General features: G+C 63.4%; 17 protein-coding genes. 10 read left to right on the top strand and 7 right to left on the bottom strand.

From position 1 onward, the window contains the following. Nucleotides 1-53: 53 nt before the first annotated feature. Genes NHH73_16685 through NHH73_16670 form a run of 4 tightly spaced genes read left to right on the top strand, consistent with a single transcriptional unit; the run spans nt 54 to nt 5,678 of the window. Nucleotides 54-2,723 carry a glycoside hydrolase gene (locus NHH73_16685; GenBank protein ID USX24264.1) on the top strand — a complete coding sequence of 890 codons (2,670 nt, stop codon included), beginning with the start codon at nt 54-56 and terminating at the stop codon, nt 2,721-2,723. An 8-nt stretch (nt 2,724-2,731) separates the two neighbouring features. After that, a complete protein-coding gene (locus NHH73_16680) occupies nt 2,732-4,171 on the top strand; it encodes a glycosyl hydrolase family 28 protein (GenBank protein USX24263.1) in 1,440 nt (479 codons plus the stop codon). After that, nucleotides 4,171-5,367, top strand: a complete 1,197-nt coding sequence (locus tag NHH73_16675; GenBank protein ID USX24262.1) for a glycoside hydrolase family 88 protein — start codon at nt 4,171-4,173, stop codon at nt 5,365-5,367. The genes NHH73_16680 and NHH73_16675 overlap by 1 nt, the downstream gene beginning before the upstream one ends. Next, nucleotides 5,364-5,678, top strand: coding sequence for an L-rhamnose mutarotase (locus NHH73_16670; GenBank protein USX24261.1), 315 nt, complete (start codon nt 5,364-5,366; stop codon nt 5,676-5,678). Before NHH73_16675 ends, NHH73_16670 begins: the two co-directional genes overlap by 4 nt. Here NHH73_16670 and NHH73_16665 read toward each other — a convergent pair. Beyond that, nucleotides 5,666-6,574 carry an alpha/beta hydrolase gene (locus NHH73_16665; GenBank protein ID USX24260.1) on the bottom strand — a complete coding sequence of 303 codons (909 nt, stop codon included), beginning with the start codon at nt 6,572-6,574 and terminating at the stop codon, nt 5,666-5,668. The genes NHH73_16670 and NHH73_16665 overlap by 13 nt on opposite strands. Nucleotides 6,575-6,651: 77 nt before the next feature. On the opposite strand from NHH73_16665, the gene NHH73_16660 reads away from it, so the two are divergent. Beyond that, on the top strand, nt 6,652-7,224 hold the full coding sequence (locus NHH73_16660) for a DUF1080 domain-containing protein (GenBank protein ID USX24259.1): 573 nt from the start codon (nt 6,652-6,654) through the stop codon (nt 7,222-7,224). Here the strand turns inward: NHH73_16660 and NHH73_16655 are convergent. Then, on the bottom strand, nt 7,221-8,549 hold the full coding sequence (locus NHH73_16655; protein ID USX24258.1) for a hypothetical protein: 1,329 nt from the start codon (nt 8,547-8,549) through the stop codon (nt 7,221-7,223). The two genes, NHH73_16660 and NHH73_16655, sit on opposite strands and share 4 nt — an antisense overlap. A gap of 125 nt (nt 8,550-8,674) precedes the next feature. Here NHH73_16655 and NHH73_16650 point away from each other — a divergent pair, with 125 nt between their 5' ends. Together NHH73_16650 and NHH73_16645 are read left to right on the top strand one after the other, a co-directional pair. Next, nucleotides 8,675-10,336: a rhamnogalacturonan acetylesterase gene (locus tag NHH73_16650; GenBank protein ID USX24257.1), complete on the top strand. Its 1,662-nt coding sequence runs from the start codon at nt 8,675-8,677 to the stop codon at nt 10,334-10,336. A gap of 19 nt (nt 10,337-10,355) precedes the next feature. Continuing rightward, nucleotides 10,356-11,717, top strand: coding sequence for a glycoside hydrolase family 88 protein (locus NHH73_16645; GenBank protein ID USX24256.1), 1,362 nt, complete (start codon nt 10,356-10,358; stop codon nt 11,715-11,717). A gap of 50 nt (nt 11,718-11,767) precedes the next feature. Here NHH73_16645 and NHH73_16640 read toward each other — a convergent pair whose 3' ends face one another. From NHH73_16640 to NHH73_16630, 3 genes are all read right to left on the bottom strand, one after another. Next, nucleotides 11,768-12,739, bottom strand: coding sequence for a glycoside hydrolase family 43 protein (locus NHH73_16640; GenBank protein USX24255.1), 972 nt, complete (start codon nt 12,737-12,739; stop codon nt 11,768-11,770). A gap of 1 nt (nt 12,740) precedes the next feature. Continuing rightward, on the bottom strand, nt 12,741-13,997 hold the full coding sequence (locus NHH73_16635; protein USX24254.1) for a rhamnogalacturonan acetylesterase: 1,257 nt from the start codon (nt 13,995-13,997) through the stop codon (nt 12,741-12,743). A 131-nt stretch (nt 13,998-14,128) separates the two neighbouring features. Beyond that, nucleotides 14,129-15,352, bottom strand: coding sequence for a DUF4861 domain-containing protein (locus NHH73_16630; protein ID USX24253.1), 1,224 nt, complete (start codon nt 15,350-15,352; stop codon nt 14,129-14,131). A 338-nt stretch (nt 15,353-15,690) separates the two neighbouring features. Here NHH73_16630 and NHH73_16625 point away from each other — a divergent pair, with 338 nt between their 5' ends. After that, nucleotides 15,691-18,177: a cellulose binding domain-containing protein gene (locus NHH73_16625; GenBank protein ID USX24252.1), complete on the top strand. Its 2,487-nt coding sequence runs from the start codon at nt 15,691-15,693 to the stop codon at nt 18,175-18,177. A gap of 15 nt (nt 18,178-18,192) precedes the next feature. Further along, on the top strand, nt 18,193-18,795 hold the full coding sequence (locus NHH73_16620) for a PEP-CTERM sorting domain-containing protein (GenBank protein USX24251.1): 603 nt from the start codon (nt 18,193-18,195) through the stop codon (nt 18,793-18,795). A gap of 98 nt (nt 18,796-18,893) precedes the next feature. On the opposite strand, the gene NHH73_16615 is transcribed toward NHH73_16620, so the two are convergent. Both NHH73_16615 and NHH73_16610 read right to left on the bottom strand, forming a co-directional pair. Beyond that, on the bottom strand, nt 18,894-21,263 hold the full coding sequence (locus tag NHH73_16615; GenBank protein USX24250.1) for an acyl-CoA dehydrogenase: 2,370 nt from the start codon (nt 21,261-21,263) through the stop codon (nt 18,894-18,896). 101 nt (nt 21,264-21,364) lie between these two features. Next, on the bottom strand, nt 21,365-23,134 hold the full coding sequence (locus NHH73_16610) for a hypothetical protein (protein USX24249.1): 1,770 nt from the start codon (nt 23,132-23,134) through the stop codon (nt 21,365-21,367). A 232-nt stretch (nt 23,135-23,366) separates the two neighbouring features. Between NHH73_16610 and NHH73_16605 the strand changes: the two genes are divergently transcribed. Beyond that, nucleotides 23,367-24,002, top strand: coding sequence for a DUF4255 domain-containing protein (locus NHH73_16605; GenBank protein USX24248.1), 636 nt, complete (start codon nt 23,367-23,369; stop codon nt 24,000-24,002). The last annotated feature ends 1 nt before the right edge of the window (nt 24,003 follow it).

Here is a 24,003-nt window from a genome sequence, read left to right as displayed (position 1 = left end):
CGACGCCTGCAGCAAGGGCGGCTTTTGTCGCGTTGGCGTGGCTGTGTGGCGGCTTGGCCGCCGCACAGGTTCCGGTGCTGTCGGACCGCCTCGCCGATGTCGCCGCCCATGTGGCCAATCCGCCATCGGACGCCCGTCCTTTGGTGCGGTGGTGGTGGTTTGGCCCGGCCGTGGTCCAATCGGAGCTTGAGCGCGAACTGCTGGCGATGAAGGCCGGCGGCTTCGGCGGCGTGGAGATCCAGCCGGTATATCCGATGGAGCTGGACGACCCCGCGCGCGGCATTCGCAATGTTCCCTATTTGTCGGCCGATTTCCTCGATTCGGTCAGCTTCGTCAACCGCAAGGCGCGCGCCGAAGGCATGCGCGTCGATATCACATTGGCCAGCGGCTGGCCATATGGCGGTCCGAATGTTCCGGTCACCGAATCGGCGGGGCGCCTGCGCGTCGCCGTGGCGGAAGTGGCGCCCGGCGCGGCCAGTGTCGCGCTGCCGTCCATCATGAGCGGCGAGAAGCTGCTGGCCGCCTTCGTCGGCGCGGGCAGCGCCAGGCAGTATGACGCCGCCGCGTTGAAACTGGCGGAGCTGCCTGCGGCCGCCGGCACCGGACGCGCCGCCGTGGCCCCCGCTGCCGATGCGCGCGTGATGGTGTTCTACATCGCCAGCCGCACGGGCCAGCAGGTCAAGCGCGCCGCGCTCGGCGCGGAAGGCTTCGTACTGGACCATCTGAGCCGCAAGGCCATCGATCATCATTTGAATGTCGTCGCCGAACCGCTGCTCAAGGCGTTCGGCGACCAGCCGCCGTATGCGGTGTTCTCGGATAGTCTTGAAGTCTACGGCACCGACTGGACCGACGATTTTCTCGAAGAGTTCGAGCGTCGGCGCGGCTATGATCTCAAGCCGCATCTGCCGGCGATCCACAGCGGCGCCGGGCCGGATGCGGGCGCGCTGCGCCACGACTGGGTGCAGACGCAAACGGAATTGGTCAACGAGCGCTATCTGACGCCGGTCAACGACTGGGCGAAGGCGCACAAAACGCAGTTCCGCTCCCAGACCTATGGCGAGCCTGCGGTATCCATGTCGAGCAACCGCCTGGTGGCGCTGCCGGAAGGCGAGGGACCGCAGTTCCGCACCTTCTCTTTCACCCGTCTGGCGACATCGGCGGGGCACCTGTACGACAAGCCGGTGATCTCGGCCGAGACCTGGACCTGGCTGCACTCGCCGGCCTTCAGCGCAACGCCGCTGGATATGAAGGCGGAGGCCGACCGCATGCTGCTTCAAGGCGTGAATCTGTTCGTCGGTCACGGCTGGCCTTACACACCACCCGGGTCGCCGGAGCCGGGCTACGCGTTTTATGCGGCCGCCGTCTTCAACGACCACCAGCCCTGGTGGAACGTCATGCCGGACGTGACCGCGTATCTGAGCCGTACCAGCTATCTGATGCGCCAGGGACGTCCGGCCAACGATGTCGCGGTGCTGCTGCCGAACGACGACGTCTACGCGTCGATGACGCCGGGTAAAGTCTCGCTGTCGGCGGAGATGCACAAGCACGTGACGCCGGAACTGACGGAGCAGATCCTCGATGCCGGCCACAATCTGGACTACGTCGATGCGGAATCGATCGTGGCGCTGGGCGTCAGCCATCCGGTGCTGGTGATGCCGCATGTAACGCGCCTGTCGCCGGAAGTAATGGCCAAGCTGGCGGATTACGTGCGCGGGGGTGGCAAGATCGTCGCCGTTGGCGGCTTGCCATCGATGGCGCCCGGCTTTGCCGATGCGCAGCGGGTCACGTCACGGGTTGTGGCGGCATCGAACGCCTTGAAAGACAAAAGCGGCGTGACGCTGGTGGCAGACGACGCGGCGGTCGGCGCGGCGCTCGCGAAGGCGCTGACGCCGGACCTGAAACTGGCGTCGCAGTCGGCCGATGTCGGTTTTATCCGCCGCAAGCTGGCCGACGGCGATATCTACTTCATCGCCAATACCAGCAATCGCGAAGTTCGAACCACCGCCAGGCTTCGCGCCACGCGCAAGTCCGCAGTATGGTGGAATCCGCACGACGGCACGGCCAGTCCGGCCAAGGTAACGCCGGCGCTGGAGCTGGTTCTGTCACCCTATGAATCGCGGGTTCTGGTTCTGGGCGACGGTGATGCCGCCGGCCCGCCCGCCGTTTCCAAACCAGCGGCTGTTCTTGCGGACCTTGGCCGCGACTGGCAAGTGCGATTCCCGGGCGAGCAACCGCAATCGATGCCACAACTGCGCTCGTGGACCGACGATCCGGCCAGGCGCTTTTTCTCCGGTATCGCCGTCTACAGCAAGGAAGTGGAACTCACTGCGTCGCAACTGAAGGGCGCCTCCATTCGACTGGATTTCGGCAAAGGCACGCCGCTGGACAGCACGCCCAAGGTCCCGGCCGGAATGCGCGCAATGATGGAGAGCCCGATCCGCGAGGCGGCGGAGGTCTTCGTCAACGGCAAGCGTGCAGGCTCGGTATGGCACCCACCCTATGAGCTGGATGTCACCAGCCAGCTGCAGGCTGGCGTGAACAAGATCGAGGTCAAGGTCGCCAATCTGTCGCTCAACGCCCTGGCGGGACAGGATCGTCCGGATTACAGGCTGCTCTCGGCGCGCTATGGTCAGCGCTTCGTGCCGCAGGATACGCATTTGATCGTCCCTACGCCGTCGGGCATGCTGGGGCCCGTTCGGCTGCTGACGCAACCTAAAGAATGAGAACCACCATGAAGATAACGAAGTGGATCCACCTCGCCGTGACGGCCATCCTTGCCCTCGGCATGGCCACGGCCGGCGCCAAAACCTACAACGCCGGCAGCTACGGTGCCAAGGGCGACGGCGTTACCCTTGACACGAAGGCGATTCAGGCTGCCATCGACGCCGCCGCCAAGGAGGGCGGGACGGTCGTGCTTAGTCCCGGCACCTACCTGAGCGGATCGATCTTTGTCAAAACCGGCGTCACGCTGCAAGTCGACAAAGGTGTGACCATCCTCGGCTCGCAGCGGATCGAGGACTATCCGGTCATGCCCACCCGGATCGCAGGTATCGAAATGAGCTGGCCGGCGGCGCTGGTCAACGTCTACGAGCAAAAGAGCGCGGCGATCACCGGCCAGGGAACCATCGACGGCGACGGGAAGATCTTTTGGGATAGCTACTGGACGCTGCGTAAGACCTACGAACCTCGGGGCCTGCGCTGGGCGTCCGACTACGATGCACGGCGTCCGCGCCTGATCCAGGTATTCAATTCGTCGCAGGTCAAGGTCGGCGGCGGCCTGCTGTTGCGCCGCTCGGGCTTCTGGACGCTGCACATCTGCTATTCGACCGATGTCACTGTCGATGGTGTCGTGATCCGCAACAACGAGGGTGGACGCGGACCGTCGACCGACGGTATCGATATCGATTCCTCCAAAAAGGTCCTGGTGCAGAACGCCGACATCGCCGTCAACGATGACGCCTTGTGCCTGAAGGCGGGCCGCGATTCGGACGGCCAGCGCGTCGCCCGGCCGACGGAATACGTGATCATCCGCGACTCCATCGTGCGCGACGGCGCCGCCGGGGTGACGTTCGGCAGCGAGACGGCAGGCGGCTTCCGCAACATCGAGGCCTACAACATCACGGTACTGGACAAAGTCCCGGTCGGCATTCTGTTCAAATCGGCGCATACGCGTGGCGGCTTCGGCGAAAACCTGCGCCTGCACGACTTCACGATGAAGGGCACGCCCGTCGTCATCCGCATCACGATGAACTGGAACCCGAGCTACAGCTACGCCGAGATCCCGAAAGAGATCAAGGACTATCCGGCGTACTGGAAGGTGCTGGCCACCCCGGTGCCGAGGGAGAAGGGCATCGCGCGCTTCCACGACGTCCGCATCTGGAACATCAAGGCCACCGGCGCCACCACCGCCTTCGAGGTCGACGGCTACAAGGAAGTGCCGCTGGACCGCTTCAGTCTCGCCAATCTGGACATCGATGCGGAGAAGGGCGGGCATATCTACGACGCGAAGGACTGGCAGTTCACCGGCACGAAACTGCGCCTGAAAGAGCCGGTCGCCATCGAGGATGCGGCGGCGGTGCGTGGCCTGCCGGCCGGCAGCGTGGTCGTCAAGCCGGCGCCGCCCAAGCAGGATCCATCCAAGAAGAGTTTTGAAGAACAGGACAAGACTTGATGAAGACCTCTTATTTGCTTCTGGCGGCGCTTGGCCTGGTCGGCGGCTGCGCAGGCACGAACACGCAACAGTATCCGCTGCCGACGCCGGCCATGCAGGCCATCATCGACAAGGACATCAGCCGTCACTTCGGCGACGCGCCAGCCGATGGCGGACCAATGGCGACCGACCTGTCGCCGGTAGTGCAAGCGGCGGCCATCGACAAGGCGCTGCGCAAGGTGGCGGATTGGCAGCTGGCGCGCACTTTGCCGCATCTGGACCGGATCTGGACCTCTAGTGTGCTATACAGCGGTTTCATGGCTGCTTCGGATGCGACGGGCGACCCGAAGTACCGGGATGCCATGCTGGCCATGGCCAATCAGTTCGAGTGGAAGTTGCGCACGCCGTATCCCAACGCCGACGATATCAGCGTCGCCCAAACCTATCTTGAACTGCACGAGCGCGATCCAGCGTCGGCGCGTCTTGGCCCGACCAAAACCGAGCTCGATATCCTGATCGGCCTGAAAACGCTGAAGCCCGGCGACGACCGTCTGCCATGGTGGTGGTGCGATGCGCTGTTCATGGCGCCACCGGTGTGGGTTAAGATGTACAAGGCGACCGGCGAGCGAAAATACCTCGACTACGTGCACGAACAGTGGCGCAAGACCTACGATCTGCTGTACGACAAGGAAGAGCATTTATACGCGCGCGACGCCAGCTATATCACCAAGCGCGAGCCGAATGGCAAAAAAATCTTCTGGTCGCGTGGCGAAGGCTGGGTGCTCGGTGGGCTGGCGCGCACGCTCGATTACATCCCTGACAACGATCCACAAAGGCAGTTTTACGTGCAGCAGTTGCGCGACATGTCGGCCCGTATCGCCAGCCTGCAGGGCGAAGACGGCCTGTGGCACGCTGGTCTGCTCGACGCGGCAAGCTATCCGCTGCCGGAGATCTCGGGCTCCGCGCTGTTCGTGTACGGCATGGCCTATGGCGTCAACAAGGGGTATTTGGACGCCAAAGTCTACCGCCCCGTGATCGAACGGGCTTGGGCCGGCATCCTCAAACACATTTATGCCGATGGCCGTCTGGGCGGCATCCAGCAAACCGGCGCGGAACCTGCATTCTACCGGCCCGCGTCCAGCTACAACTACGGCGTCGGCGGCTACCTGCTGGCCGCCACCGAACTGAAAAAGATGGTCGACGGAGGGAAACCATGATCACACGCGCGTTCCGCATGAAGCTCAAACCGGGCACGGTGGATGAATACAAGCGCCGCCACGACGTGCTGTGGCCGGACTTGGCGGCGGCGCTGAAGGAGGCCGGCATCTACGACTACTCCATTTTCCTCGACGAGGAAACGCTGCACCTGTTCGCGGTCTTGAAGCTGGCGCCGGACAACAACATCGAGGCCTTGCCGGGCCAGCCGGTGATGAAGCGCTGGTGGGACTACATGGCGGACCTGATGGAGGTGGAGCCGGGCAACCGGCCCCGCGAATGGCCGCTGCAGCCGATGTTCTACTTCGCCTGAGTGAGCAGGCCGCGATCGCGCAGCCATTCCTCCGCGCGGCGCGGCCACAGCGACGACGTGCCCAGGCCATCGCGCATGCCCATGCCGTGGCCGCCGTGCTCGAAGAGGTACATTTCGGCCGGCACCTTGGCCTTGGTCAGCGCCTGGTAGAACAGGATGCTGTTTTCCACCGGGACGGCTTGATCTTCCTGCGTATGGATCAACAGCGTTGGCGGCGTGGCGGCGGTGACCTGTTTTTCCAACGACATCAACTGCAGCGTTTCGGCCGATGGCGCGGCGCCGAGCAGCGCTTTACGCGAGCCTGCGTGGACGGCCGGCTCCCGCATCGAGATGACGGGATACATCAGCATCAGGAAGTCCGGACGGGCGCTGACCGCGTCCATGGCGGCGCCGGTGCGGCCGGCGGGATTGTCGAACAAGGTGCCGGCGCTTGCGGCCAGGTGGCCGCCGGCCGAACTGCCCATGACGCCTATGCGCGCCGGATTGATGTTGAATTCCGCGGCGCGCGAGCGCAGCATGCGGACGGCGCGCAGCACGTCCTGCAGCGGGGCGGGGTGGCCGTACTCCTGCATGCGATACTTGAGCACAAAGCTGGTTACGCCCAGGGTGCCCAGCCAGTTGGCGTATTGATCGCCTTCGCGCGCGGTGGACATGCGCACATAGCCGCCACCGGGGCAGATGATGACGGCGGTGCCGTTTGGACGATCGACTGCGGGACCGACCATGGTCAGTGTCGGCTCGCTGACGTTTGAGTTGTAGCCACCGCCGATCTTTTCGGGACCGATGTCGGTTTTGATGCCGGGCACACCCTCGGGCCAGAGCTGAATGACGGTGGGCGCGGCGCCGGCCAGGCTGGCGCTGACGCCGAGGATCAGGGTAATGAGCGTTTTTTTCATAGTGGAGAGAGTATCAGATGATGAATCGGATGGCATGCACCGCTTTGCTGTTTTTTTGGGCCCACGCGGCGGGCGCGGTGGATTTGTTCAACGGCCGGGATTTCACTGGTTGGGAGTTGAAGACGTCGCCTGCCGCCGGCATCGACAGCGTGTTTCGCATGCTGCCGGGCGGTGTGGTCGCTTCGCTTGGTCAGCCTTCGGGTTTTCTGGCCACGTTGGATAGCTACCGTAACTACAAGCTGCATGTGGAGTGGCGCTGGAGCGGGAAGCCGGGCAATGGCGGCATCCTGCTGCATATCAGCGACGGTCCGATGGATCGTGTGTGGCCGCTCAGTCTTCAGGTGCAGACCAAACGCGGGAACGCCGGCGATTTGCTGCCGATGGCCGGCGCCAGCTTTGCCGAGCCGCTGACATCCCCCAAAGGCGCCGAACCGCGTATCAAGGCGCACACGGCGCCCGACAGCGAGCTGGCGGCCGGGGAGTGGAATGTCTGCGATATCGTCAGCCGCGATGGCAGGGTTGATGTCACAATCAATGGCGTTGTTCAGAACAGCGTTACCCGGAGCGAGCCGGCGTCGGGGCGTATCGGTTTTCAGCTGGAGGGCGCGCCGTATGAGTTGCGCCGTGTGGAGCTGGTGGAGTTGTATTAGCGTTTTAACCACGCCTCTGGTACCGGCACGATGCATATGTTCATGCTGCGGCCATCCTCGGATAGCATTGCCGATTGAATCTGGATTCGCGTACCGTCGGCGTTGAAGGTCGGATGGGGATGGTCGGCCGCCGTGGTTTTGTGCCCGGTCGTCAGCATCACCATCTCGCGCGTCTTGCGGTCGATCAGGTAGACGCTGCGGCTGAAATCATCACCGACAGCCCAGCGTCCATCCGACGACCCATGCACGTGCCACAAGCCGCTGCCGGACGGCGTTTGGCCCGCGATCGTCATCTCGCGGGTGCGCAGGTTGACGATTGCCAGCCCGCTCGGCTTCTCCCGGGTGCCGGTGATGCCCCAGCCCTCGTCCTGGCCGGGATTCGCGCCCTGAACCCCGGTCGCCGGCGCGCCAACGCCGCCGCCACCCTCGGCGATGGGCCGGTGCCCCATGATCGCCATCGCCACTTCATCCTTCGAGATCACCGCTTCGTGCGTCACCCACTCATACGGCGCTTCTGGATAGAGCGGGCGAAGGCCGGTGCCGTCGGCCTTCACCGTCCAGGTGCGTTGCGGCGACTTGCCGCCGGTCTCCCAGCAAAAGACAATCTCGCCCGGATTCCACAGGTTCGCCTGGATGTGGCCAATCTGGAACGGCACGGAGATCACATGTTTGACTTCGCCGGTGCGCACATTCATGCGCGAGATTCCGTTCGGGCCGGCGCCCATGTTGCGCGGGCCGAAGGCCTTCTCGATCTTCACCCCCGGCGCCAGGTGCTTTGCCGCCTCGTTGGGGCCAGTGCGGAAGTAGGCCCATTCCTCGTCCGCGTCCAGCGCCATGTCGCCGCCCGCCTCCAGTTCCGGCGCGGTGGTGCCGCAGATGCGCTGGTAGGCGTCGGCGGATTTGAGCTTGCCGGCCTTGCTGTCTGCCAGCAGCGCCGCCAGATCCACTTCGACGAACTGCAGGCGTTTGGCATCGGCGTCCTTGCGCATGAAGTACAGCTTCATCGACTTGCGCGCCAGGTTAAGCATGCCGACATAGCCGCCCTCCGTCACCTGTACCAGGTCGCCGGTTTCTTCGTTGACGGCCATGGCCTCGCCCTTGACTCGGGCGGAGCGGAACACCAGCCACTTGCCGTCCGAAGTCCATTGCGGATGCGTGGGATAGATCTTCGAGTCGCCGTTCGGTGTACTGGTCAGGAAGGTCAGCATGATGCCGGTGACCGGGTCCTTGACCACCTTGCGCTCGGAAGGAAAACGCTTGCCGATCTGCGCGTGCGCGCTACTGGAGAGGATCAGGGCTGCGCAAATCAGGATCTTGATAATCATCGATAGCTCAAAACAGGTTGGAAGGTTACGATTGTCTGCTCATACCCACACGGACATTGCTCATTTTTCTGATTCTTTAAGCTCAAAGCACAAGCCTCGAAAAATCCTCGCATAGAATTGGCGCCATGAACAGATACCTTGCTTTGATCCTTAAATTGTGCTGCGCCGCAGCAGTCGCGGCCTCCTCGGTGGCGTCGGCGCAGACCCCGCCGCCGGCCGTCAACACCGATCCGCGCAACGCGCAGGTGGTGCTGCCGGAGCCGGCGAATCCGAATCTGCCTTCGCTGGTGTTAATCGGCGATTCGACGGTCCGCAACGGCAAGGACGACGGTCAGGGTAAAGGCGCGGCCGGCCAGTGGGGATGGGGTAATCCGCTCGCGACGATGTTCGACCCCGCCAAAATCAATGTGGTCAACCGCGCCATCGGTGGCCTGAGCAGCCGCACCTATCTGACCACCAAACACTGGCAGCGCAGCCTCGCCTTCGTCAAGGCGGGTGACGTGGTGCTGATCCAGTTCGGCCACAACGACGCCGGCCCGGTCAACGACAACGTTCGCGCGCGCGGCACCATCAAGGGTATCGGCGACGAGGCGGAGGAAATCGATAATCTGATGACCGGGGAGCGCGAAGTGGTGCACAGCTACGGCTGGTATCTGCGCACCTTCATCGCCGACATCAAGGCACGCGGCGCCACTGCCGTTATCTGCTCGCCTATACCGCGTAAAAGCTGGGGAGAGGATGGCAAGATACGGCGCAGCCAGAACGAATACGCCGGCTGGGCCGAGCAGGTGGCGCGCCAGCAGAAGGTCGGCTTCATCGACCTGAATGGCATCGTCGCCCGCCAGTACGACACGATGGGCCGCGACGAGGTGATGAAGATGTTCCCGGTGGTGACGCCGGACGAGCAGACCCACACCAACCTGGCGGGCGCCGAGTTGAACTCCCGCGCCGTGGTCGCCGGCCTCAAGGCCTTGCGCACGCCGGTCGTCATGGCGGCCCTTAACGCGGCCGGCCAAGCCGTTCCCGCCAGCGAGGATGACCGGCCGGTGGTCGACGCCAGCAAGGTCGCCGGGGAGAAGCCGCGCGATCCGTCGCTGCCGAGTCTCTTCCTGGTCGGCGATTCGACCGTCAAAAGTGGTGGCGCGAATGGCGCGATCGGCTGGGGCGAGCGTCTCGCGCCGCACTTTGATACAGCCAGGATCAATGTCGTCAACCACGCGATCGGCGGCCGCAGCAGCCGCACCTTCTTCACCGAGGGGCGCTGGGACAAGGTGTTGGCGCAGTTGAAGGCGGGGGACTTCGTCGCGATCCAGTTCGGCCACAACGACGGCGCCCGCATCGGCGATCCCGCCGGTAAAAATCGCGGTTCGGCACCCGGCACCGGGCCGGAGACGGTCGCGGACACGCGGCCGGATGGCAGCGAGGAACAAGTCCACACCTTCGGCTGGTACATGGCGCGCTACGTCGCCGACGCCAAAGCCAAAGGCGCCACCGTGATCCTGCTGTCGCCTGTGCCGCACCGCGACGTGTGGGAGCAGGGCCGCGACTTCGCAAACTATGCGCAGTGGGACGACGAAGTGGCGCGCAAAAGTGGCGCGCTGTTTGCCGACCTGACAATGGTGGTCGGCGAAGCGTACCGGAAGGCCGGCGCCGGTGCCGTCAACGGTTACTTTTCCGACGCCCGCACCCACACCAACGAAGCCGGCGCGCAGTTCAATGCCGCGCGCGTCGTCGATGCCTTCAAAACCTTGCCAGGCAATCCGCTGGCGGTTTATCTAAAACACTAACAACAACGAGACACATCATATGAAAGTTAAGCTTTTGCTGAAAAAGACCGCCATCGCCGCCATGCTGCTCCCGCTGGCATGTCAGGCCTGGGCCGACACCAAGCCGGCCAACGATATGACGGCGCCGCTGCATTTGATGAAGGCCGACTATCCCACCCCATACGGCAATCCGTCGATCGAGGATGTCAACAAGGTGCTGAACCGGGTGTTCACGTATCTGGATGCCGCCACGCCTGCGCAGGCGATCAACGCCAAGACCAAAAAAGAAGTCACCAATCTCAGCCAGATGGACGACGACACCGTTTTGGCGCCGGGCGATTTCCGCCTGACCAGCTACGAATGGGGCGTGACGTACGCCGGTATGCTGGCGGCTGGCGGCGCGACGGGCGACAAGCGTTACAAGGAATATGTGGACAAGCGTTTGACGCTGCTCGCCAATATGGCGCCGGCCACGCTGGTTCGCATGAAGTCCAACCCGCAAAGCAAGTCGCCGGTGCGCGGCATGCTGGAGCCGCACGCGTTGGACGACATCGGCGCGGTGTGCGCGGCCATCGTCAAGGCCAAGCAGGAGGGTTTGCAGGCCGACGTCAAGCCGCTGCTCGATAGCTGCATCACCTTTATCCGCACCAAGGAGCATCGCCTGAAGGACGGCACTCTGGGCCGCGTGCGTCCGCAGGTCGATACGCTGTGGCTGGACGATCTGTTCATGGCGGTGCCGGCGCTCGCGCAGCTGGGCAAGCTGACCGGCGACGCGAGTTACTACGACGATGCGGTCAAACAGGTGGAGCAGTTCTCGAAGCGGATGTTCAATGAGCAGAAGGGCATTTACATGCATGGCTGGGTGCAGGGTATGGAGGTGCATCCGGAGTTCCATTGGGCCCGCGCGAATGGCTGGGCGGTGATGACGCTGGTGGAGCTGCTCGATGTGCTGCCGAAGAGCCATCCGGGATATCCGATGGTGCTGAAGCAGCTGCGCGCGCACGTCAAGGGATTGGCGTCGTATCAGGATGGCACGGGCTTATGGCACCAGCTGCTGGACCGGAACGACACGTACCTTGAGACCTCGGCGACGGCGATCTATGCGTATTCGATGGCGAGGGCGATTAACAAGGGCTATATCGACAAGATGGCCTATGCGCCGGCTGTCATGCTGGCCTGGAACGCGGTGGCGACCAAGGTCAATGCGAAGGGACAGGTGGAAGGGGTTTGTGTTGGGACGGGGATGGGATTCGATCCGGCGTTCTATGCTTATCGCCCGGTGAACGTCTATGCGGCGCATGGATATGGCCCGGTGCTGCTGGCAGGCGCCGAAGTCATCACGATGCTGAAGACGCACAAGTTCGAGATCAACGATAGTTCGTTGCAGTTGTTGGCGAAGTAAGGCAAGGGTCGGGGGCCTGTGACGGCTCCCGGTCGGCGGATTACGCTTCGCTAATCCGCCCTACGTGTTTCAGAACTGATCTTCAGCTTCCTGACTAATTCCTCAGGGACGGCGATCACGGTGCCATGGCGCAGCCGCAGCGGCGTGCCCTCATCGGGGAATCGCATCTTCTCCGTGACGTCCTCCCACTTCACCATGTCGCGCGAGCGCAGGGCGCCATAGTGCTTGGTGGTGTAGGCGTCGTAGTAGAGGATCACGTCCTGGCCGATCTGCAGCGCGGTCGGACCTTCCACCCACAGACCCGGCGGCGTGATCGGCGCACTCAGTTTGCCGAACGGCCCATGCAAGTCCGGCGCCGACGCTATCTGCAGATACTTCTTCGGCGGGTTGCGCGTTTCATCCTTGACCATCAGGTAGTTCTTGCCGTTGGCGCGCACGAAGCTGGCGTCGATCACGCTGAAGCCCGGATCGTAATACAGCTTCGTCGGGGCGTAGGTGACAAAGTCGCGCGTGGTCGTGTAGTACATCCGGTGATTGTATTTTTCTTCCGATGATCCCTCGGTGGCGGGGAATCGCCCGGGTATTGTCGACGCCCAGAAAATCAGGAACTCGCCGCGCTTGTGGTTGTAGACGATCTCCGGCGCCCAGGCGTTCAGCGAGCCCGGTTCGTGCGCCATCACCGGCACCTGCTGTTGCGGCGACCAGTTGACCAGGTCCCTGGACGAGGCATAGCCGATGTTGTTCTCATTCCAGCCCGACGTCCAGACCATGTGATAGGTGCCGTCCGGGCCGCGCACGATGCAGGGATCGCGCATCAATTTGGAATTGCCGACCTTCGGCGCCAGGAAGCTGCGGCCGCCGCCCAATTTATCCCATTTGTAGCCGTCGGTGCTGCTGGCGAAATGCAGGCCGTCCTCGCCGTTGCCGGTGAAGTAGGCGAAGACGTAGGCGTCGGCCGCCTGCGACGCGAAGCTGGCCATCGCCAGCGTAAAGCCAACGGCCAGCCGCCGCGTGATGTTCATGTTATTGGTTTGCCTCGTCGCCCAGCGGGCGTTCGTTGGTAAAGGTTGGACTGGCCGGGACCGCGACCGAGGCCACTGGATCGGGATGGGAGGGATCGAAATTGCCGTAGCCGTCGGCGATGAAAGCGGCGACAGTCAAGCCGCTCTGGCGCATGCCGGTCAGCACGGCCTGCGCCAGCTCGTAAGCGCCGTAGTTATTGTGGTGCGTGTTGTCGGTGCGGCCCGGCTCCGGCTCGGCGAAGGCTTGCTTCGACAGCTCCGGACCGAGCGCCTCGTAGAACGGTTTGCTCATCGCATTGAGATCGATGAAGGCGACGCCCAGCTCCTTCGCGGCGTCGCGCGCGGCGTCGGCATAGTCCCGCAATGACGGTACAACCTTGCCGGCGGCGTCGAAGTTACGGCGCTCCATCGACGACACGATGACCGGAACGCCGCCGTGGGCGCGAATGGCGTCGACGTGGGCGCGTATTTCGTCCTTGTAGGTGGTGAAAGGCCCGCCCTTGTTTTCCTTGATTTGCTTCTGGTCGTTGTGACCGAACTGCATCAGGACCGTGTCGCCCGGCCGCATGGCGCTGACGACCTTGTCCAGCCGGCGGCGCGCCAGCGAATCGCGGTAGGTCTCGCCGGATTCGGCATGGTTGGCGACCGCGATGCCAGGCTTGAGGAAACGCGGCAGCATTTGTCCCCAACTGCTATACGGCTCGCCCGGCTGGTCGCAAACGGTGGAGTCGCCCAGCAGGAACAGCGTCGGTGTTTTGACGGGGACGATCTCGATGGCGCCGATGGCAGGCTTCGGGCCGTTGATTTCCAACGTCAGGCGTTTGTCCCAGTTCCAGGCCTCCTGCACCGTCTCGCGTGGGGCCTTCAGCTTGACGCTGCCGGCGGCGACGCCATCGCCGCCGGGTATGCGGGGCGTGCGGACGTTGACCGTGAAAGTGCGTTTGAGCGCGGCTCCCGATACCGTCGACACGTTTTCGAGCATCAGCCGGCGCAGTTCCGATTTGACCGTGGTATTCGAAGCGGAGTCGCCGCCGCCGAAGGTGACGGTGACGTTGTAATTCCCTTCGGGCAGATCGACGGAAAAGAAGAAAGGCTTGTCGGCGACAAGATGCCCCGCGCCGGCCGTGACATTGCGGATCACGGCGCCCGGCTCGAAACCGAAGCCCCGCTTTTCGTCGTAGTCCATGCCCGGTTGTACCGCGATATAGCCGGCAGGCGGTTTGCCACCGCCGAAAGCGAGCCGCCAGGTGTCTCTCACCGCAACTGATTGGGCATGGCCGGAGGCGGCCAACGCCAGAATAGAAAACCCTGCCAGCAACCACGCCGAGGAGAGACGGCTTGTCACTGGCAGGGAAGGAGTGCCCGGTTTGAACTGCATTGCTTATCTGGTTATTTGCTTGCGCCTAGCGAGACGCTGACCGGCGCGCGCACACGTGCGGCATGCGCGGAAACGTACTTTTGCCAGTCCTCGCTGGTCGCGAAATCGCCGCCACGGGTCCAGCCCGAGCCCACGTAGTAGCGCAGCGGCTGACCGGAGACGACCTTGGCCAGCATCAGCGTATTGAGCTTGTCTTCGGCATAGCCCTTTTCATCGGCGGTCGGCACGATGATGGCGGTGCCGAAGGCGCCGTTCGATTTCTGCTCGACCCACTGCAGCATCGCGCGGTCGGCCGGCACGGTCGACGGCTTGACAAGGGCTTCCTGGCCCTTGTCGGCCGGCGTCTTGTTCAGGCCAATGGCGGCGGTCAGTTGCTGCGGACCTGCGAAGGTGAAGGTACTTTCGATCTGGTCGAAGTAGTGGCCCGCGTCGACCGTGAAGCGCTTGACCTCGGAAACCTTGGTGCCGGCGGCGTCCCATGCGTCGTAGTGCAATTCGAAGATGGCGCGTACCGGGCCGTTGGCGATGACTTTCCACCTGGCGTAGTTCACGCTGGTGAACAGGTTGCTGCCGTCCCAAATGCCGGTGCCGCCCGCGCCGCGCGATTTGCCGACGTTGTACATGTCCATGCCTTCGCCTTCATCATGGTGATAATGGTCGTGGCCCTTGTTGTACCAGCGGTCGACGATCGGATAGGCGACGCGCTTGTGCCAGATATCCATGCCGCTGGTGACCAGCACTTCCTTGCCGCTGTCTTCGGGCGCGGGCGCCGCCAGCGCGGGGCCGTAGGTGCGGTGCGCAACCTTGTCGTTCTCCCAGGCGAAATCGTCCAGTCGTTCCTGGATGTAGCGGGCCGAGACCTTGCTGGGGAAGGGCGGCGCCATCGCCTCGATCTTCTCCACGGTGAAGGTGGCCTTCTTCTCGCCGGCGGCGAAGTTATGCTGGAAAATCAGGTCGCCATAAGCGATGCCGACGTTCTTCGGGTCCTTGGCCTGGGGGGCGACGTTGGTGACCTGGTAGGGCAGCACGCGGCCGGAGGCGTCCTTCACTTCGATATGCTGCAATAGCGCGCCTGGCAGCACGCGATTGACTTCGGTCCACGGGATGGTGATCGTCTCCGACGGACGCGCCGCATCCAGGTTGTGCGTGACGGTGACGGTCAAACGGTCGGCTGCGAAACCCGCGCCGGCGGCGGCCAGTGCGGCAGGTACGAACAGGATGTGACGAAGTTTCATGTATTTACCAGTGTTAGTGACGACGTTATGAAAGCGGGTTCCGAGACTTTACCGCATCTTGCAAATTCGGCAAAGCACGAATGAAAACGTCCCGCCAACCGCCGTCGTCTCCAGCATATTTTGATTTTTCAGTTGGGATGAGTATCGATACTGCGCCTGCAGGTGTCAACGGCCCACGCGATCTAATCAAATTTATGACTGAAGCTAGTAAGAGTTCCTAAGCCAAATTTCGTTGAGCGCTCTGGTGATTTTCGTAATTGCGGACGCCTTGAGGACATCGCAGAATGGCCAGACGCGCACCAGAGGCGCGATAACTATAAATCCAAGAGAGACAAAAAATGAAAACCAAGCCCGTTGTGGCGCTGCTTGCGGCAGCGTTGTCGATCCCGCTCGTCTCCACGGCGGAAAACTACCACTGGGATTCGGTCGCCATCGGCGGCGGAGGTTTCGTCACCGGGGTTGTCCCGAGCAAGCTTGAACGCGATGTCGTCTACGTCCGCACCGACGTCGGCGGCGCCTATCGCTGGGATGCCGCTAAATCGCGCTGGGCGTCGATGACCGACTGGATAGGCCAGAGCGATGTCGGCTTGCTGGGCATCGAGTCGCTGGCGGTCGATCCGGGCAACGCGGCCAATGTCTACATGCTGGCCGGCACCAGCTATTTCAGCGGCGGCAAGACCGCCGTGCTGCGCTCGAGCGACTACGGCAAGACCTTCGCCGTCACCGACGTCAGCGCCCAGTTCAAATCCCACGGCAACGGCATGGGACGGCAGAACGGCGAGAAGCTGCAGGTCGATCCCGGCTCCGGCAATGTGCTGTACGCGGGCACGCGCCGCGACGGCTTGTTTAAAAGCGCGGACGCCGGCGCCACCTGGAGCCGCATGCCCGGCTTCGACGTCACCAGCACGCCGAACGACAATGGCGTCAGTTTCGTGCTGCTCGATCCCACCAGCGTGGACGGCGGCCTTGCGCAGCGCATGTTCGTGGGCGTGTCGCGCTTCGATTCGGCGGGCGCGAACCTGTACTTCAGCTATGACGCCGGCGAGACCTTCGTGCCGGTAGAGGGCGGGCCGACGGGCCTGATGCCGCAGCGCGCGGTGCTGTCGCCCGAAGGGCTGTTGTACATTACCTACGCCAACGGCGCCGGTCCGCACCCCGGCACCGACGAACCGATGGACAACGGCCAGGTATGGGAATACGACGCCGTCGGCGGCAACTGGACCAACATCACGCCGACCGGCTTTGCGCGTCCATTCGGCGGCATCAGCATCGACCGCAACGATCCGAAGCACCTCGTGGTCTCCACCATCAACACCTGGATGCAGCAGGGCGCCAACCAGTACGGCGACCGCATTTTCACCTCCAGCGACGCCGGCCGCACCTGGACCGATGTGGTGGCGCGCGGCTTCGCGCTCGACCCCAAGGGCGCCAACTGGATCGCCGACACCTCGATCCACTGGGCCGGCTCGGTCGAAATCGACCCGTTCGACGGCAAGAAGGTGTGGGTGGTCTCCGGCAACGGCTTGTTCAAGACGAACGACATCAACGCCACCACGACCACCTGGGACTTCAACGTGGCGGGGCTGGAGGAGACCGTGCCGTTCGATTTCCAGAGCATTCCGAATGGTCCGCTGGTATCGGTGATCGGGGATTTCGATGGCTTTACGAACGCCGATCCGGCGCAATACGGCGTGCGCCACTCGCCGCAGATGGGCACTACCACAGGCCTGGCCATCGCCGCGCAGGACCCGCGCATCATGACGCGCGTCGGCAACGATATGTACTACACCACCAACAGCGGCTCCAGCTGGACCAAGTCGGCGGTGCTGAACGGCGCCAAGGGCTATATCGCGCTGTCGGCCGACGGTTTCGCCTTGCTGCATAGTCCCGCCGATTCGGCCGTCAGCTACCGTTCGACCAACTTTGGCGCCAGCTGGGCCGCCGTCTCCGGACTCACGGCCAGCAATGCGCGCCCGGTGGCCGATCCGGTCAACCCATCCAAGTTCTACGCCTACGACAATGGCAAGCTGCTGGTCAGCGTCGATGGCGGCGCCTCGTTCGCGCTCAAAAGCACTCTGGCTTCCGGCGGCTCCAAGCTGATTCGCCCGGCGCCGGGGCGCGAGGGCGACTTGTGGGTTTGCCTGAATGGCAGCGGGCTGTCGCGCTCCACCGACTCCGGCGCCACGTTCACCAAGGTCGCCACGGTGAACCAGTGCGACGCGGTCGGTTTCGGCAAGACCGCGCCGCAGGCCAGCTATCCGACCATCTACCTTCACGGCACGGTGGGCAGCGTGCACGGGATGATGCGCTCGACCGACGCCGGCGCCACGTGGGTGCGCGTCAACGACGCCGCCCACCAGTACGGCGGACTGGCCAACGGCGGCATGGTGACCGGCGATATGAACGTCTTCGGCCGTATCTACATGAGCACTGCGGGCCGCGGCATCGCCTACGGCACGCCGGCGACGGGCGGCGAAGTGCTGGTGACGCCGGTGACGGCCGGCCCGCCCGTGGTCACGCCGCAGCCGGTCAACGAATGCAGTTACGTGGTCACCGCGTCCTGGTCGGGTGGCTACAACGCCGTCGTGCGCATCAAGAACAACCGCTCGACCGCCGTCAACGGTTGGGCGGTGAGCTGGACTTACACCGACAACTCAAGCGTCCAGGGATTCTGGAACGCCGACGTCGCCGGCACGCCACCGACTTACACAGCCACGCCCAACCAAAGCTGGAACACCAACATCCAGCCCGGCGACACCGCCGAATTCGGGATGACGGTCAGCGGCGAGGCGATTCCCGTCGTTACCGGCGACGCTTGCAAATAATGAGAGATGAAGACGATGAAAAATATACTGATTAGCTTTTTGGCCGGCGCGATCCTGACGCTGGCATCGCCGGCCAATGCCGCCGTGGTGGACTTCGACGATGTGAGCGCGGGCGGCAAGCTGTCGACGCTCTCCAAATACAATCCATACGCGGGCCTGACCTGGACCAACAGCTGGTTCCTGGGTGATACCGCCGTCAACGGCTACAGCAACGGCGCGCATTCCGGCACGCAGTTCGTGTCCAACGGCTTCGGCGTCAATAATCTGGGCATCAGCAGCGCCACCGCCTTCAATCTGGACGGCGCGTGGTTCGCCACGCCCGCCACCAACGGATCGAAGGCCACGTGGATCAACATCACGGCCTACGATGCGGCGAACCAGCTGATAGGCAGCACCGGCGACATCGCCATCAACGGCAGCTACAGCTGGGTGCCAGCCGGCTTCGCCAACGTCTCCCGGTTGACCATCACGCGCGACAAGGGCTGGTTTGTGATGGACGACCTGTCGATGTCCGCCATCGGCCCGGTACCGAGCCCCGTGCCGGAACCGCGCGGTGTGGTCCTGCTGGCGGCGGGATTGCTGATGACGGGTTTTGCAGCAAAGCGTCGTCAGTCCTAAACATGTAAGCTCGAAAGATAACTCGCTGGAGGCGATCGGCGGCGAGACCGTCTGGGGGAATCCGCTAGCGAACCGGCATCGTCAACGCCGCGAAGTAATCAAGCCTCCACCGCGCTTTCCTTCGCCGACATGCGCCAGCGCTTGTCGGCATCGGCGGCGGCGTTGAGGTCTTGCGGGAAGTCGTCCACATGCACCGACAGGTCGGTGAAGCGGGCGAAGTCCGACAGAGCGCGGCGCTCCTCGGGCGTGACCAGGCCCTTGGCGGCGGCCTGCGTGACCCACTGCTCCATCTCCGGCAGGCTTTGCGGCATGCCTTCGAGTTGACCGGCACGCACCGCCGGCTTGAGGCGGTGTTCGACCGCCTCCACCTGCGGCAGCAGGCCGAACGCCAGTTCGCCGCACGCCACCGGATCGCGCAGATCGTCGGCCAGGAAGCCGTCGGCCAGCAGCCGCTCGCGGCTTGCGCCGGCGGTTTGCATGGCGTTCGCCACAGCGCTGCCCAGTTCATCGGACGGCGGCGAGTACGGGAGGCCGAATGGGAACGTCAGCAGGCGCGCCAGCATGGCGGCGGGACGGTTGGGGAAATTCTCCAGCACACCGTCCAAGGCCAACTGCGCCTTGTGCAGCGCGTCCTGCACCGACCAATGGACGTACGGCGCGTCGGCCACCTGCCGGCCGTCGTCCTCGTAGCGCTTCAGCGTGGCGCTGGCCAAATACATCTGCGACAGCGCGTCGCCAAGCCGGCCGGAGATGCGCTCGCGGCGCTTCAATTCCCCTCCCAGCACGAACATCGACACATCGGTCATCAACGCGAACGCGGTGGACATGCGGCCGATGGCGCGGTAGTAGCCAGCCATCTGCGCGGCCGCCTGCTCCGGCACCGGCGCGGTGCCGCCGCCAGTCAATCCATACCACAGGCCGCGCGCGGCGTTGGCGCAGACGAAGCGCATATGGCCGAAGAAGGCGGCGTCGAAATCGTGCAGCGCCTTGCGATGGTCGCTGTCGGCGGTGGCTTGCATCTCCTTCAGCACGTAGGGGTGCGAACGGATCGCGCCCTGGCCGAAGATGATCAGGCAGCGCGTGAGGATGTTGGCGCCTTCGACCGTGATGGCGATCGGGATCTGCTGATAGGCGCGCGCGAGGAAATTGCTCGGTCCCATGCAGATGCCTTTGCCGCCCAGGATGTCCATGCCGTCGTTGACGACGGCGCGTCCGCGCTCGGTGACGTGGTATTTGGCGATGGCCGAGATCACGGCCGGCTTCTCACCCAGGTCGACGGCCAGCGCCGACAGCTTGCGCGTCGCGTCCATCATGTACAGATTACCGCCCATGCGGGCCAGCGCCTCCTGCACGCCTTCGAACTTGCCGATCGAAGTTTTGAACTGGCGGCGGATCGCGCAATAGGCGCTGGTGCCGCGCACCGCCAGCTTGGCCGTGCCGACGCTGGCCGAAGGCAGCGAAATCGCGCGCCCGGCGGCCAGGCATTCCATCAGCATGCGCCAGCCCTTGCCGATCTGGCGCGGACCGCCGATGATCCATTCCATCGGGATGAAGACGTTGTCGCCGCTGGTCGGGCCGTTCTGGAACACGGCGTTCAGCGGCCAGTGGCGGCGGCCGATCACCACGCCCGGATGGGTGGTCGGGATCAGCGCGCAGGTGATGCCGGTGCTCGATCCGGCGGGCAGCAGGCCGTCCGGATCGACCACGCGAAAGGCCAGGCCGAGCAGGGTGGCGATCGGCCCCAGGGTGATATAGCGCTTGTTCCAGGTGATGCGCAGGCCCAGCGTCTCGCGGCCTTCGAACTGGCCCATGCACACCACGCCGGTGTCGGGAATCGCGGCCGCGTCGGAGCCGGCGTAGGGACTGGTCAGCGCGAAGCAGGGAATCTCGGTGCCGGCGGCGAGGCGAGGGAGGTAGTAGTTCTTTTGTTCGTCGGTGCCGTAGTGCAGCAGCAGTTCGGCCGGGCCGAGCGAGTTCGGCACCATGACTTGCACCGCCAGCGCCGAGCAGCGCGTCGACAGCTGCATCACCACCTGCGAATGCATGTAGGCGGAGAAAGCCTTGCCGCCGTATTCCTTCGGAATGATCATGCCGAGGAAACCCTTGTCGCGGGCGTATTGCCAGGCCGGCGCCGGCAAGCCCTGCCAGACTTGCGTCGCTTCCCAGTCGTCGACCAGCTCGCACAGATGGCGCACCTCGTGGTCGAGGAAGGATTGCTCCTCGGCCGTCAGGGTCGGACGCGGCAGCTTCATGAACTTGTTCCAGTCGGGACGGCCGGAGAACAGGTCGGCGTCCCACCAGGTGGTGCCGGCTTCGAGGGCATCGCGCTCGGTGTCGGACATGGCCGGCAAGATGCGCTTGAATAGCGCGAAAATATGCGGGGTGACCAGGCTGCGGCGCAGCGCCGGCGTGGCGAGGATGATGGCGGGGACGCCGATCAGTATCACGAGGAAGAGAGTAAAGATCATATCGCGCTCCTTTATTATTGGAGCACCATACTGCGCGGGAAGCTAAATTACCGTGCGTTCACGCGCATAACCGTTATGAAAACCGCCATATGCGCCGTGGGTTATCGTTTGGTTGGCGGCGATGTCAGGACTTTCTCCGGGCTGCCCGTATTAACGCTTTGGTTGAACAGGTAATTCTGGGCGGCGTCCAGGCCCGCGTTGTAGCGCACCGTGGCCATGACGCTCTCGGTGTCGATGGTCCATTCCTTGAATGCCGGGGCGGTTTGCTCGCTGCGCATTTCAGCCAGAATATCGTCGCGGCTCGCGCCTGCCGCCAGCTTTTGCTGCCAGGTGGCCGCCCACGCCGCCGTTTTCGGATCAAGGGTGTTGAGCGCCAGCGTCTTCAGCAAGATCTTCGCCTGCGACGAATTGCCGAGATAGGCGTGCGTCAACGCCGCCGATCTGGCGAAGACGCCGACTTCGCGCGCGCTGTGCCAGGCGGTCAGCGCGCCCTCCAGCGCGGTGTCGCTCAGTTCGGATCTTCCCAGCAATTCGGCGCGGAAGTAGGCGTAGGCGGCATCCGCCGACTCGGGATTCAGTTCGCGGGCGTTAAGCAACTGTTGCTGCGCGGCCTGGAGGTAAGCCGGCGTCGCGGTCCCCGGGTTTTGCTCGGCCAACCGCAAATTCGCCAGACCCGACAGATATACCGCGTCGAAGTTGCCGGGGCTTTTAGCGATGGCCTGCTTCAGCCAGGGCAGCGCCTCCCTCGGGTCGCCGAAAGCGATGCGTGCCCGGCTCAACGTCGTCTGCGCGAACTCATTTTTCGGAAACTTGCCGGCCTCGCTGGCGATCTTGCGGAGCAAAGCTTCGCCCGCCGGCTTGCCGGGACAGGCTTTGACGGCCGCATCGAGCATGACGAAATCGCTGGCCGCTTCCGGCAACGCCGTGAAGTTGACCGTGGCGGCGGGCAGGTAGGGCACGTCGACCGTCAACACTTTGACGGAGGTGCGGCGGTAGCGCCACATCTCGGTTCCCAACTGCGAGGCGTTCAGATCGAAGGCGCTCTCGAACGCGGGCACCGGGTCCTTGCCCTGGTAGACCGAGTTCAGGTATTTGCTCAGGCGCCCGCGATTGTCGTCGGAAGCCAGCATGTAGTGCATCAATAGCCAGGACTTGGCGGCGAATTCCAGGCGCACGCCGGCGTCACCCGCGTAGTTTTTGGCGTTGGCGATTTTGTACCCGAGCACGTCCGTGTAGTCGAGGCTGTAACGGTGGCCTTCGTCGAGGAAGTCGAGGTATTGCGCGATGTTCGGCGGCGTTTTACCGACGATCATCTGGGCGTCGGTGAAACGCACGCTGGCGAAGTACTGCGCGAAGCCGTCGATGAACGCGGCCGGCGCGCGGATGTCGGTGTGGCGGTAAATGAAGTGGCGGGTATAGGCTTCGAAGATGTAGGAAAGGCCCTCGTTCTCGGACGTTTGGCCCAGATGGAAGCCGAAGCCCTGCACGCCGGCGGCGCAGCTGCTGTACAGGCCGATGGCGTCGGCCGGAGCCAAGGCGTCTATGCCGCTCAGGCCCTCAACCCGGTCTTGATAGTAAAACGTGAGCTTCTGCTCCGAGCCGTTGGCCTTGCGGTAAGGCTTGGTATAACTGCGCAGCAGAAAATCGAGGCGTTCGAGATTGTTGAGCAGTTCGCTCGCCGCTTCGCGCCCGGTATCGGCGTAGACAACGAAGTGCTGGCTCTCGGCGCGGAACCACGGCGACACCTTTTTGTAGTTGGCGATGGTGACACTTTGCGTAGCTTGCGGCGCCTCGCCTTGTTGGGCGGCGGCGTGGGGCATCGGGATGATGCCGAGCGCGGCGAAGATGGCGGCGCGAAGTCGGTGGTTCATAAAGTCTCTTCTAAAAATTTACCAATACGATAACACGAGTTGCTGTAGTTAATTGCAACCGTTTTTTCGCTGCCACTTTGCAAGTTGTGGCTTTATTGGCATGCCAAACGATAAAGCTTGATATTTATGCCCGGGCTGCTAGTCTTCTGGCTGAGTTAGCGATCGTTAGCGTCGCAGGCCAGGCGGATAGGGACGCCGGGCCCACCCACAGGTCTACCTGGAGATACGTCACGTGATTCCGCACGCGCTGACCATCATCGTCAACGAGCTGAACCTTCATCTGAAGGAATACGGCCCAACGGCGACACCAATCGTCGAACTTGGCAATATCGCCGAAGGCTTCAAGGCGACCGCCGGCGGCGGCGGCGTTTCCCGCGACGTGCTCAATCTGCAGATCGTCAATATCAAGGAAGAGAAATCGCTCAAGAACACGCCGCACGTCATGCGCGATCTGATCAGCAACAAAGCCGTGTATGAAAACCCGCCGGTGTTTTTGAATTTTCAAATCCTCATCGCCGCCACCCACACCAGCTATACCGGCGCCTTGCTGATGCTGTCGCGCGCGATCCGTTTTTTCCAGCTCGAGAACACTTTCACCGAAACCAGCGTGGCGCCGCAATCGCTGGCGCTCAACGCGCCGGTCAACGTCATGGACCGGCTGTCGCAATTCCGGCTGATCTTCGATCTGTATTCCCCCGCCATGGAAGAAGTCAATCATCTCTGGGGCACCTTGGGCGGCAAGCAGTATCCGTTTGTGATGTATGTGATGCGTATGCTGGACCTGCGATTCCAGGGATCGCCGACCCAGACCGAACTTATTGTGGAAACCCAGTCGAATATTCTCCCGATAAGCCCTAATCCTTTCTGAA

The sequence above is a fragment of the Oxalobacteraceae bacterium OTU3CINTB1 genome (assembly GCA_024123955.1).
In the GTDB taxonomy this organism is placed as follows: domain Bacteria; phylum Pseudomonadota; class Gammaproteobacteria; order Burkholderiales; family Burkholderiaceae_D; genus Rugamonas.
The sequence above is the reverse complement of the archived record's forward strand: the minus strand, read 5'-3'. Positions and strand labels throughout refer to the sequence as shown.